This is a genomic window from Streptomyces sp. NPDC001920 (assembly GCF_053594495.1).
This window is the reverse complement of record NZ_JBSFEP010000002.1, coordinates 270589-283291: the sequence shown is the minus strand read 5'-3', so window position 1 is coordinate 283291 and position 12703 is coordinate 270589. Positions and strand designations below refer to the sequence as shown.

10 protein-coding genes are annotated in these 12703 nt (G+C 69.1%); 9 read left to right on the top strand and 1 reads right to left on the bottom strand.

Annotated features, from left to right (window positions below; translation table 11 throughout):
* The first annotated feature begins 66 nt into the window (after window positions 1-66).
* The 9 genes from ftsW (at window position 67) to ACWCPI_RS03810 (ending at window position 8603) form a co-directional block, all read left to right on the top strand.
* Window positions 67-1425: a putative lipid II flippase FtsW gene (gene ftsW, locus ACWCPI_RS03850; RefSeq protein WP_451036574.1), complete on the top strand. Its 1359-nt coding sequence runs from the start codon at window positions 67-69 to the stop codon at window positions 1423-1425.
* A gap of 6 nt (window positions 1426-1431) precedes the next feature.
* Window positions 1432-2526, top strand: coding sequence for an undecaprenyldiphospho-muramoylpentapeptide beta-N-acetylglucosaminyltransferase (gene murG / locus ACWCPI_RS03845; RefSeq protein ID WP_451036573.1), 1095 nt, complete (start codon window positions 1432-1434; stop codon window positions 2524-2526).
* A 23-nt stretch (window positions 2527-2549) separates the two neighbouring features.
* On the top strand, window positions 2550-3347 hold the full coding sequence (locus tag ACWCPI_RS03840; protein WP_451036572.1) for a cell division protein FtsQ/DivIB: 798 nt from the start codon (window positions 2550-2552) through the stop codon (window positions 3345-3347).
* Between the two features lie 288 nt (window positions 3348-3635).
* Window positions 3636-4853, top strand: a complete 1218-nt coding sequence (ftsZ, locus tag ACWCPI_RS03835; RefSeq protein ID WP_451036571.1) for a cell division protein FtsZ — start codon at window positions 3636-3638, stop codon at window positions 4851-4853.
* 10 nt (window positions 4854-4863) lie between these two features.
* A complete protein-coding gene (gene pgeF / locus ACWCPI_RS03830; RefSeq protein WP_451036570.1) occupies window positions 4864-5592 on the top strand; it encodes a peptidoglycan editing factor PgeF in 729 nt (242 codons plus the stop codon).
* Window positions 5593-5598: 6 nt separating this feature from the next.
* Window positions 5599-6318, top strand: coding sequence for a YggS family pyridoxal phosphate-dependent enzyme (locus tag ACWCPI_RS03825; protein WP_451036818.1), 720 nt, complete (start codon window positions 5599-5601; stop codon window positions 6316-6318).
* Between the two features lie 121 nt (window positions 6319-6439).
* A complete protein-coding gene (locus ACWCPI_RS03820) occupies window positions 6440-7081 on the top strand; it encodes a cell division protein SepF (RefSeq protein WP_388797742.1) in 642 nt (213 codons plus the stop codon).
* Between the two features lie 51 nt (window positions 7082-7132).
* Window positions 7133-7420, top strand: coding sequence for a YggT family protein (locus ACWCPI_RS03815; RefSeq protein ID WP_004001943.1), 288 nt, complete (start codon window positions 7133-7135; stop codon window positions 7418-7420).
* Between the two features lie 55 nt (window positions 7421-7475).
* Window positions 7476-8603: a DivIVA domain-containing protein gene (locus tag ACWCPI_RS03810; RefSeq protein ID WP_196463441.1), complete on the top strand. Its 1128-nt coding sequence runs from the start codon at window positions 7476-7478 to the stop codon at window positions 8601-8603.
* Window positions 8604-8812: 209 nt separating this feature from the next.
* Here ACWCPI_RS03810 and ileS read toward each other — a convergent pair whose 3' ends face one another.
* Entirely contained in the window at window positions 8813-11965 is a 3153-nt protein-coding gene (gene ileS, locus ACWCPI_RS03805; protein ID WP_451036569.1) for an isoleucine--tRNA ligase, read from the bottom strand.
* Window positions 11966-12703: the final 738 nt, after the last annotated feature.

The following is a 12703-nucleotide window of genomic DNA, read 5'->3' as shown; positions in this document are numbered from 1 at the left end:
TGGAGGGACGCGTGACTCGGAAGTGGCTGGACGGTACGTACTCCCACGGTGAGGCGGTGAGCGCGGATGCCCGGTAGCCGTACGGGGGGCCCTCCCGCACAGCGGGCCGTCCGGCGCCCGGTGGCTGCCAGGCCACCGGGGGACAACGCCGTACGACGGTTCTACACACGTGCGAACCGGGCCTGGGACCGGCCGCTGACCGCGTACTACCTGATCCTCGGCGGCAGCCTGCTGATCACGGTGCTGGGCCTGGTGATGGTCTACTCGGCCTCGCAGATCACCGCGTTGCAGATGTCGCTCGGCGGGTCGTACTTCTTCCGCAAGCAGCTCCTGGCCGCGGTGATCGGCGCCGGTCTGCTGTTCGCCGCCTCCCGGATGCCGGTGAAGCTGCACCGGGCGCTCGCCTACCCGATCCTCGCCGGTGCCGTCTTCCTGATGGCACTGGTGCAGGTGCCCGGGATAGGAGTCGCGGTCAACGGCAACCAGAACTGGATCGCCCTCGGCGGCTCCTTCCAGATCCAGCCCAGCGAGTTCGGCAAGCTCGCGCTCGTGCTGTGGGGCGCCGACCTGATCGCCCGCAAGCAGGACAAGAGGCTGCTGTCGCAGTGGAAGCACATGCTGGTGCCGCTCGTGCCGGTCGCCTTCATGCTGCTCGGGCTGATCATGCTCGGCGGCGACATGGGCACCGCGATCATCCTGTCGGCGATCCTGTTCGGCCTGCTGTGGCTGGCCGGGGCCCCGACCCGGCTGTTCGTGGGGGTGCTGTCGGTCGCGGGAGCGATCGGCGTGCTCCTCATCCAGAGCAGTGAGAACCGCATGGCCCGCCTGCAGTGCCTCGGTGCCACCGACCCCGGTCCGGGTGACTCCTGCTGGCAGGCCGTGCACGGCATCTACGCGCTCGCCTCGGGCGGGATCTTCGGTTCCGGGCTCGGTGCGAGTGTGGAGAAATGGGGCCAACTACCCGAAGCCCACACCGACTTCATCTTCGCCGTCACCGGTGAGGAACTGGGCCTGGCGGGGACGCTGTCGGTGCTCGCCCTGTTCGCGGCTCTAGGCTATGCGGGTATCCGCGTGGCCGGACGCACGGAGGACCCCTTCGTGAGGTACGCCGCGGGAGGCGTGACCACCTGGATCACCGCGCAAGCGGTGGTCAACATCGGTGCGGTGCTCGGTCTGCTGCCGATCGCCGGCGTCCCCCTCCCGCTGTTCTCCTACGGTGGTTCCGCCCTGTTGCCGACCATGTTCGCCATCGGGCTGCTGATCGCCTTCGCGCGTGACGAGCCCGCTGCGCGGGCGGCGCTTTCTATGCGGCAACCCCGCTTTGGTAAAAAGCGTGCGGGAGGCTCCGGCTCCGGCCGGGAGCCTCGGAGATGGAACACGATGCGACGGCGTGCCTCGGCGGCGCGTTCGTCCGGAGAGCGGTGAATTTCGGTGCATGTCGTACTCGCCGGTGGGGGGACCGCCGGCCACATCGAGCCCGCGCTCGCCCTCGCGGACGCCCTGCGCAGGCAGGACCCGACCGTGGGGATCACGGCCCTGGGCACGGAGCGCGGCCTGGAGACCCGGCTCGTACCCGAGCGGGGCTACGAGCTCGCGCTGATCCCCGCAGTACCCCTGCCGCGCAAGCCGACGCCCGAGCTGATCACCGTCCCGGGCCGGCTGCGCGGCACGATCAAGGCGACCGAGCAGATCCTGGAGCGCACCAAGGCGGACTGCGTGGTCGGCTTCGGCGGTTACGTGGCCCTGCCCGGCTACCTCGCGGCCAAGCGCCTCGGTGTGCCGATCGTCATCCACGAGGCCAACGCCCGCCCCGGCCTGGCCAACAAGATCGGTTCGCGCTACGCCGCCCAGGTCGCCGTCTCCACCCCGGACAGCAAGCTCCGCAACTCCCGCTACATCGGCATCCCGCTGCGCCGGACCATCGCGACCCTCGACCGGGCCGCCGTGCGCCCCGAGGCCCGTGCGATGTTCGGGCTCGACCCGAACCTGCCGACGCTGCTGGTCTCCGGCGGCTCCCAGGGCGCCCGCCGCCTCAACGAGGTCGTCCAGCAGGTCGCGCCGTGGCTCCAGCAGGCCGGCATCCAGATCCTGCACGCGGTCGGCCCGAAGAACGAACTGCCGCATGTGCAGCAGATGCCGGGAATGCCCCCCTATATCCCGGTAAGTTACCTGGACCGGATGGACCTCGCGTACGCCGCGGCCGACATGATGCTCTGCCGTGCGGGCGCGATGACCGTCGCCGAACTCTCCGCCGTCGGACTCCCGGCCGCCTACGTCCCGCTGCCCATCGGCAACGGCGAACAGCGGCTGAACGCCCAGCCGGTGGTCAAGGCCGGCGGCGGGCTGCTGGTCGACGACGCGGACCTCACCCCCGAGTGGGTGCAGCAGAACGTCCTGCCCGTGCTCGCCGACCCGCACCGGCTGTACGAGATGTCCCGCGCGGCAAGCGAGTTCGGCCGCCGGGACGCCGACGACCTGCTCGTCGGCATGGTGTACGAGGCGATCGCCTCGCACCGCCGCCAGTAACCGTATGACGGAGGGCAGGGAGCGTGGCCGGACCGACGACCGCCGAGCGCGGTGAACGCCAGCAGGAGTCGTCCGACCCGCCCCTTCCCCGGCGGAGGTTGAGGCTGCCACGCCTTCGTACGATGATCATTTTTGCGGTGGTGCTCGCACTCCTCGGCGTGGGCTCCGTCTGGCTGCTGTACGGCTCCCAGTGGCTGCGCGTCGAGCGTGTGTCCGTGTCCGGCACCCGCGTGCTGACCCCCGCTCAGGTCCGGGAGGCGGCCGACGTCCCGGTCGGGGCACCGCTGGTCTCCGTCGACACCGATGCGATCGAGGCACGATTGCGCCGGAAATTGCCCCGAATTGACGCGGTTGATGTGGTCCGTTCCTGGCCACATGGAATCGGTTTGAAAGTGATGGAGCGTACTCCGGTTCTGATTGTCCAAAGCGGCGGAAAGTTCGTCGAAGTGGACGATGAAGGTGTCCGATTCGCCACGGTTCCTGAGCCTCCGAAAGGCGTGCCCGCACTGGAATTGACGCCGGCTCGGTCCAGCTCCGCAGCCGCGAGCCTGCGCCGGTTCGGCGAGCGGCGTCTGGTGCGTGAGGCGGTGCGGGTCGCCGGCGCCGTTCCGGCGGTCGTCGCACGTCACACCCTGGTCGTCAAGGTCCGTTCCTACGACGACATCTCGCTGGAGTTGAGCGACGGTCGAACCGTGGCCTGGGGGAGTGGCGAGAAGGGTGCCGCGAAGGCTCGCACGCTCACCGCTCTCATGAAAGCCTCGCCGGATGCGCGGTACTTCGACGTCAGCGTTCCCACCGCCCCCGCGTCAGCGGGGAGTTGACGCACATTCGAGCAGGCCAGCACCCTGGTTGGGCAGCGACACGGCTGATCACATAGGGTGAAAAGAAAAACGGGAGGTTCGGCGTGTTCGTTGAACGTGCGCCACTTGTCGACTTAGTGTCCTGTTCAGAAGACTTCAAGGAACAGACACACTGGTAACCCTAAACTTCAGGGTTAGGGTTCGGGTCGGCGCTACGGACCGTCCCATTCGGCATCAGTCGCCGGTTCGCGAAGGCAGAGCGCTTCCCGTGGACCGACGACCCGTAACTCGAGGCGAGAGGCCTTCGACGTGGCAGCACCGCAGAACTACCTCGCAGTCATCAAAGTCATCGGTGTCGGCGGCGGTGGTGTCAATGCCATCAACCGGATGATCGAGGTCGGTCTCAAGGGCGTCGAGTTCATCGCCATCAACACCGACGCGCAAGCTCTGTTGATGAGCGACGCCGACGTCAAGCTGGACGTCGGCCGTGAACTCACCCGCGGACTCGGCGCCGGAGCCAACCCGGCCGTCGGCCGCAAGGCCGCCGAGGACCACCGCGAGGAGATCGAGGAGGTCCTCAAGGGGGCCGACATGGTCTTCGTGACAGCCGGTGAAGGCGGCGGCACCGGCACCGGCGGGGCGCCCGTCGTGGCCAACATCGCGCGCTCCCTGGGCGCCCTCACCATCGGCGTGGTCACGCGCCCGTTCACCTTCGAGGGACGGCGCCGCGCCAACCAGGCCGAGGACGGCATCGCCGAGCTCCGCGAAGAGGTCGACACCCTCATCGTCATCCCGAACGACCGGCTGCTGTCCATCTCGGACCGCCAGGTCTCGGTGCTGGACGCGTTCAAGTCGGCCGACCAGGTCCTGCTCTCCGGTGTCCAGGGCATCACCGACCTCATCACCACCCCGGGCCTGATCAACCTCGACTTCGCGGACGTGAAGTCCGTCATGTCCGAGGCCGGTTCGGCCCTGATGGGCATCGGCTCGGCCCGCGGCGACGACCGCGCCGTGGCCGCCGCCGAGATGGCGATCTCCTCGCCGCTGCTGGAGGCGTCCATCGACGGCGCCCGCGGTGTCCTGCTCTCCATCTCCGGCGGCTCCGACCTCGGCCTGTTCGAGATCAACGAGGCGGCCCAGCTGGTCAGCGAGGCCGCCCACCCCGAGGCCAACATCATCTTCGGCGCGGTGATCGACGACGCCCTCGGCGACGAGGTCCGGGTCACCGTGATCGCGGCCGGCTTCGACGGCGGCCAGCCGCCGGCCCGCCGGGACAACGTCCTCGGCTCGACCTCGTCCTCCGGTTCCTCCTCCGCGCCCCGCCGCGAGGAGCCGACTCCGGTACGGCAGCCGGAGAGCCGTCCGACCTTCGGCTCGCTCGGCAGCGTCACGCCGAAGGAGGACCCCGAGCCGGCGCCGCCGGCCGACCCGGTGGCCGACATCCCGGTCGCCCCGCCGGTCCCGCCGTCCCGGACCTACGCCGACAGCGCGGCCGAGGAACTGGACGTCCCGGACTTCCTTAAGTGATCCTTCTGACGTGATAGGACAGCGCGACACCGTGAGCGGCGCGCACTTCGCCTTCACCGACCGGTGGGGCGGGGTGAGCGCCGCTCCGTATGAGGAGCTCAACCTCGGTGGGGCGGTCGGTGACGACACCGACGCCGTGATCACCAACCGCGAGCTCGCCGCCAAGTCGCTCGGGCTCGACCCGGCCCGGGTGGTCTGGATGAACCAGGTGCACGGGACGGGCGTCGCCGTGGTCGACGGGCCGTGGAGTGATCGTCCGGTGCCCGAGGTCGACGCCGTGGTCACGGCACAGCGGGGATTGGCTCTCGCGGTCCTCACCGCCGACTGTGTGCCGGTCCTGCTGGCCGACCCGGTCGCCGGGATCATCGCCGCGGCCCACGCCGGCCGCCCCGGCATGGTCGCCGGGGTCGTACCGGCCACGCTACGCGCGATGACGGAACGGGGCGCCGACCCCGCCCGGATCGTCGCCCGCACCGGACCCGCCGTGTGCGGCCGTTGCTACGAGGTGCCGGAGGCGATGCGCGCCGAAGTGGCCGCCGTCGAGCCGTCGGCGTACGCCGAGACGAGTTGGGGTACGCCGGCGGTGGATGTGACCGCCGGAGTGCACGCCCAGCTCGCGAGGCTCGGGGTGGGCGACCGGGAGCAGTCACCGGTGTGCACGCGCGAGTCGAGCGACCACTTCTCGTACCGCCGCGACCGCACCACCGGTCGACTCGCGGGCTACGTCTGGCTGGACTGAATGGACATGAACGACCGTAAGGGCGAACTCGCCTCGAACTTGGCGAAAGTGGAGCACCGCATCGCCGCGGCCTGTGATGCGGCCGGACGTGACCGTGCAGAGGTCACTTTGATCGTGGTCACCAAGACCTACCCCGCGAGCGATGTGCGGATGTTGTCGGAGCTCGGCGTACGGCACGTCGCCGAGAACCGCGACCAGGACGCGGCACCGAAGGCCGCTGCTTGTTCGGATCTGCCCCTTGCGTGGCATTTTGTCGGTCAGCTGCAGACCAACAAGGTGCGGTCCGTGGTCGGTTACGCGGATCTCGTGCAGTCCGTCGACCGTTCCAGGCTCGTGACGGCCCTGTCGAAGGAGGCCGTCCGTCAGGAGCGCGAGGTGGGCTGCCTGATCCAGGTGGCCCTGGACGCGGGAGAGAGCGCGCGGGGCGAGAGGGGTGGTGTGGCGCCGGGCGGGATCGGGGAGTTGGCCGATCTCGTGGCCCGGTCACCGGGGCTCCGGCTCGACGGGCTGATGACCGTCGCGCCGCTCACCGGGGAGTACGCGGGGCGCCAACAGGCGGCGTTCGAGAGGTTGGTGGATTTGTCGACCGACCTGCGCCGAATCCATCCGGCTGCGAACATGGTGTCGGCTGGGATGAGTGCGGATCTCGAAGAGGCCGTGGCGGCCGGTGCGACACATGTGCGCGTCGGCACTGCGGTACTCGGAGTCCGCCCCAGGCTCGGGTAACGTCGCCAAGAAGTCGGACCACAGCAGAAAATATGGTCAATGTCGCCGAAAGGCGGGCTAACGACCGCGTGGATCGCGGGCACTTGGCAGTCGATCCACCACAGAGCGGAGGACTCAGAGAATGGCCGGCGCGATGCGCAAGATGGCGGTCTACCTCGGCCTCGTGGAGGACGATGGGTACGACGGCCGGGGGTTCGACCCCGATGACGACTTCGAGCCCGAACTGGACCCGGAGCCGGAGCGGGAACACCGACGGCACGAGCCGTCGCACCAGTCGCACAGTGCACATCAGTCCCAAAGGGACGAAGAGGTGCGAATCGTACAGCCGCCCGCACCGCGTGAGCCGGTCGCTCGATCGACTTCGCTAGCCGCGGAATCCAGCCGCCCCGCGCGCATCGCGCCCGTGGCATCCATCACACAAGAACGCGCAAGTCTGGAGAAGAACGCACCGGTGATCATGCCCAAGGTCGTGTCGGAACGAGAGCCTTACCGGATCACCACGCTTCACCCGCGAACCTACAACGAGGCCCGTACCATCGGGGAACACTTCCGTGAGGGCACCCCGGTGATCATGAATCTGACTGAGATGGACGACACAGACGCGAAGCGACTTGTCGACTTTGCGGCCGGTTTGGTGTTTGGTCTTCACGGGAGCATCGAGCGGGTGACCCAGAAGGTGTTCCTGTTGTCTCCTGCTAACGTCGATGTCACGGCGGAGGACAAGGCCCGCATCGCAGAGGGCGGGTTCTTCAACCAGAGCTGAGACGCACCACCGGTAAGAACCGCACGAACAGGGGAGAGGGAAGCACCAGTCATGAGCGTGGTCCTGCAGGTTCTCTACATCGCGCTGATGGTCTTCCTCATCGTGCTCATCTTCCGGTTGGTCATGGACTACGTCTTCCAGTTCGCCCGCTCATGGCAACCCGGCAAGGCGATGGTGGTCGTTCTGGAGGCCACCTACACTGTCACTGATCCACCGTTGAAGCTTCTGCGGCGGGTTATCCCGCCGCTGCGTCTCGGGGGCGTGGCGCTCGACCTGTCCTTCTTCGTACTGATGATCATCGTCTACATCCTGATCACGCTCGTACGGAGCGCGATGTGAGCGGTGTGACAGATACGGTCTTGCCGACTGCCGACGACTACGTTGAGGTGAAGAGATGCCGTTGACCCCCGAGGACGTGCGGAACAAGCAGTTCACGACCGTCCGCCTCCGAGAAGGCTATGACGAGGACGAGGTCGATGCCTTCCTCGACGAGGTCGAAGCCGAACTGACCCGCCTGCTCCGCGAGAACGAGGACCTGCGCGCCAAACTGGCCGCGGCCACGCGTGCTGCTGCCCAGAACCAGCAGAACATGCGCAAGCCGCCGGAGGGTCCCGGCGGACCGCAGGACCAGCAGCAGGGCGGCATGCCTCAGCAGGGCATGCGCGGTCCCGGGGCTCCCGTCCCCGCCGGGATATCGGGCCCGCCGCAGCAGCAGATGGGTGGCCCCATGGGTGGTCCGCCCCAGCTGCCGAGCGGTGCCCCGCAGCTGCCCGCCGGCCCCGGCGGTCAGGGTGGCCCTCAGGGCCCCGGTCCGATGGGCCAGGGTCCGGGGCCGATGGGCCAGCCCCCCATGCAGCAGATGGGCGGCCCCATGGGCGGTCCGATGGGTGGCCCGATGGGCGGTCCCGGTCAGGGCGGCCCCGGCGGCGACAGCGCCGCGCGCGTTCTGTCGCTGGCGCAGCAGACCGCCGACCAGGCGATCGCGGAGGCCCGTTCCGAGGCCAACAAGATCGTCGGCGAGGCGCGTTCGCGTGCCGAGGGTCTTGAGCGTGACGCCCGTGCCAAGGCGGACGCCCTGGAGCGGGACGCGCAGGAGAAGCACCGCGTCGCGATGGGCTCCCTGGAGTCCGCCCGCGCCACGCTGGAGCGCAAGGTCGAGGACCTGCGCGGCTTCGAGCGCGAGTACCGCACGCGGCTGAAGTCCTACCTGGAGTCCCAGCTGCGTCAGCTGGAGACCCAGGCGGACGACTCGCTCGCCCCGCCGCGCACCCCGGCCACGGCATCCCTCCCGCCGTCCCCGGCGCCTTCCATGGCTCCGGCCGGTGCGAGTGCCCCGTCGTACGGCGGCAACCAGACGATGGGCGGCGCCCCGTCTCCGGCTGCTCCCTCCTACGGCGGTCAGCAGCAGATGTCGCCGGCGATGACCCAGCCGATGGCGCCTGTGCGTCCGCAGGGTCCGTCGCCGATGGGTCAGGCTCCCTCGCCGATGCGCGGGTTCCTCATCGACGAGGACGACAACTGACGGTTGGTAGTACGCCGTAGGCGTCGGCAGCGTTCAGGGCGGGGCCCCGGATTGTGATCCGGGGCCCCGCCCTTGTGTTACGTGTGTGCACTGAGTTTGCGGCGTTTGTTCGGCCATGGGCGCCGTGTCCGACGTACGCAACGCCGAAGGCCCGGGAGCACCAAGATTTTTCGGTGCTCCCGGGCCTTCGGTCGTACGTCCGAGCCTGGCTACGCCTTGCGGAGGCGGAACGTCAGGGTCAGGCCCTCGTCCTCGAACGGGGAGCCGTAGCTGTCGTCCGCCTCACCCTGGGCGAAGTCCGTTGCCAGGACCTCCTCGGCGATGAGCCCGGAGTGCTCGCTCAGCGCCGCGATCGTCGCCTCGTCCGTCGCCGTCCAGCGCAGGGCGATCCGGTCGGCCACGTCGAGGCCGCTGTTCTTGCGGGCCTCCTGGATCAGGCGGATCGCGTCACGGGCCAGGCCCGCACGGCGCAGCTCCTCCGTGATCTCCAGGTCCAGGGCGACCGTGGCGCCGGAGTCGGACGCCACCGACCACCCTTCGCGCGGGGTCTCGGTGATGATCACCTCGTCGGGAGCGAGTGCGACCGTCTCGCCGTCGACCTCCACCGACGCCGTGCCCTCGCGCAGGGCAAGGGACAGCGCCGCGGCGTCCGTGTCGGCGATGGCCTTCGCCACGTCCTGGACGCGCTTGCCGAACCGCTTGCCGAGCGCGCGGAAGTTGGCCTTGGCCGTGGTGTCGACGAGGCTGCCGCCGACCTCGGAGAGGGACGCCAGCGACGAGACGTTCAGCTCCTCGGTGATCTGCGTGTGCAGTTCGGGGTCGAGGGCCGGGAAGCCGGCGGCCGCCACCAGGGCACGGGACAGCGGCTGACGGGTCTTGACGCCCGACTCCGCGCGCGTGGCACGGCCCAGCTCGACCAGGCGGCGGACCAGGACCATCTGCTGGGACAGCTCCGGGTCGATCGCCGACAGGTCGGCCTGCGGCCAGGCGGAGAGGTGGACCGACTCGGGGGCACCGGGGGTCACCGGCACGACCAGGTCCTGCCAGACCCGCTCGGTGATGAAGGGGGTCAGCGGGGCCATCAGCTTGGTGATCGTCTCGACGACCTCGTGGAGGGTGCGCAGCGCCGCCTTGTCGCCCTGCCAGAAGCGGCGGCGCGAGCGGCGGACGTACCAGTTCGAGAGGTCGTCGACGAACGCCGAGAGCAGCTTGCCGGCGCGCTGGGTGTCGTAGGCCTCGAGGGACTGGGTGACCTGGTCCACCAGCGCGTGCAGCTCGGACAGCAGCCAGCGGTCCAGGACCGGGCGGTCGGCGGGGGCCGGGTCGGCCTCGGACGGCGCCCAGTTCGACGTACGGGCGTACAGGGCCTGGAAGGCGACCGTGTTCCAGTACGTCAGGAGCGTCTTGCGGACGACCTCCTGGATCGTGCCGTGGCCCACCCGGCGGGCCGCCCACGGGGAGCCGCCGGCCGCCATGAACCAGCGGACCGCGTCCGCGCCGTGCTGATCCATCAGCGGGATCGGCTGCAGGATGTTGCCCAGGTGCTTGGACATCTTGCGGCCGTCCTCGGCGAGGATGTGGCCAAGGCAGACGACGTTCTCGTACGACGACTTGTCGAAGACCAGCGTGCCGACCGCCATCAGCGTGTAGAACCAGCCGCGGGTCTGGTCGATCGCCTCGCTGATGAACTGCGCCGGGTAGCGGCTCTCGAAGAGCTCCTTGTTCTTGTACGGGTAGCCCCACTGCGCGAACGGCATCGAACCCGAGTCGTACCAGGCGTCGATGACCTCCGGCACGCGCGTGGCCGTCTTGCCGCAGCCGTCCTTCTGGCAGGAGAAGGTGACGTCGTCGATGTACGGGCGGTGCGGGTCCAGGCCGGACTGGTCGGCGCCGGTCAGCTCGGTGAGCTCGGCGCGGGAGCCGACGCAGGTGAGGTGGTCGTCCTCGCAGCGCCAGATCGGCAGCGGGGTGCCCCAGTAGCGGTTGCGGGACAGCGCCCAGTCGATGTTGTTGTTCAGCCAGTCGCCGAAGCGGCCGTGCTTGACCGTGTCCGGGAACCAGTTGGTCTTCTCGTTCTCTTCGAGCAGACGGTCCTTGACGGCGGTCGTACGGATGTACCAGGACGGCTGCGCGTAGTAGAGGAGCGCGGTGTGGCAGCGCCAGCAGTGCGGGTAGCTGTGCTCGTACGGGATGTGCTTGAAGAGCAGACCGCGCTGCTGGAGGTCCTCGGTGAGCTTTTCGTCGGCCTTCTTGAAGAAGACGCCGCCGACCAGCGGGACGTCCTCCTCGAAGGTGCCGTCCGGGCGGACCGGGTTCACCACCGGCAGGCCGTACGACCGGCAGACCTTGAGGTCGTCCTCACCGAAGGCGGGGGACTGGTGGACCAGGCCCGTACCGTCCTCGGTCGTGACGTACTCGGCGTTGACGACGAAGTGCGCCTGCTCCGGGAACTCGACCAGCTCGAACGGGCGCTGGTAGGTCCAGCGCTCCATCTCGGCGCCGGTGAAGGACTGCCCGGTGGTCTCCCAGCCCTCGCCGAGGGCCTTGGCGAGAAGCGGCTCGGCGACGACGAGCTTCTCCGCACCCTCCGGGCCCTTCGTCGCGACGACGTAATCCACCTCGGGGTGGGCGGCCACGGCCGTGTTGGAGACCAGGGTCCAGGGCGTGGTCGTCCACACCAGGAGCGCGGCCTCGCCGGCGAGCGGACCGGAGGTGAGCGGGAAACGGACGTACACGGACGGGTCGACGACCGTCTCGTAGCCCTGCGCCAGCTCGTGGTCCGACAGGCCGGTGCCGCAGCGGGGGCACCAGGGGGCGACACGGTGGTCCTGGACCAGCAGGCCCTTGTTGAAGATCTCCTTGAGCGACCACCAGACGGACTCGATGTACTCGGGTTCCATCGTGACGTAGGCGTCGTCGAGGTCGACCCAGTAGCCCATGCGGGTCGTCAGGTCGGAGAAGGCGTCGGTGTGGCGGAGCACGGACTCGCGGCACTTGGCGTTGAACGCCGCGATGCCGTAGTCCTCGATGTCCTTCTTGCCGCTGAAGCCGAGCTCCTTCTCGACCGCCAGCTCGACCGGGAGGCCGTGGCAGTCCCAGCCGGCCTTGCGGGCCACGTGGTAGCCGCGCATGGTGCGGAAGCGGGGGAAGACGTCCTTGAAGACGCGGGCCTCGATGTGGTGGGCGCCGGGCATGCCGTTGGCGGTGGGCGGGCCCTCGTAGAAGACCCACTCGGGGCGGCCCTGGGACTGCTCCAGGCTCTTGGCGAAGATCTTCTGCTCGCGCCAGAAGTCGAGCACGGCGTGCTCCAGTGCGGGCAGGTCGACCTGGGCGGGCACCTGGCGGTACGTCGGCGATGTCATCAGCGGGCTTCCTCCGGCGGACTTGCTGCCTTCCGTCCGGAGGGACGAGAGCCGTGTCTTTCCGTACGCCGGTTTCGGCGCGCTCCCGCGGTACCACCCTCCTTGGCCCGCCGACGGTGTGCGTCGGTGAGCCCCCTCATTGGGGTCGCGATGCCGGTTCTACTCGCCTCGCGGGGCTTTCCTCCGGCGGCTCCGGGGTGATCTTCACGTCGCGCTCGCCCCCGGGCTTCCACCGTCCCCGGGTCGCTCTGGGCTGCGTACGCCGCTACTCGTCCCCATCCACGCTTTTCGCTTCGCCCAGTGTACGGCGCCGTGGCGACAGCGGCCGACCGGATTTCCGGCACGTGGGGGACGGTGCCGCGTTCATACCGAGATGACCCTAATGGCGCGGTACGTGTGTTCGGATTCTGGGACGTCCGACTTGGCTGCATACCCGGCGGGGAGCTGGGCACAACGCATGCAGGTCCCCCGCGCGACATGCGCGAGGCGGGCGAATCGGGCGGTGTGCCCCGTTGCCGCGGGACTCAAGTCGATTTATCGTCCCAGCACGATTCGCGAGCAAGATCACAATATGTGAAGGGGCCGCGGCATGGTGGCGAAGAAGACCGCCGTACAGCAGTCGGCGTCGGGCCGGTCCACCCATGCGGACGCCTCCGGCGGTGCGGCCAAGGATGTGGTGGGGAAGAAGCGCGCGCGGTCGGGTTCCGCAGATGCGCGGGGCGGGAAGCCGGTGAAGAC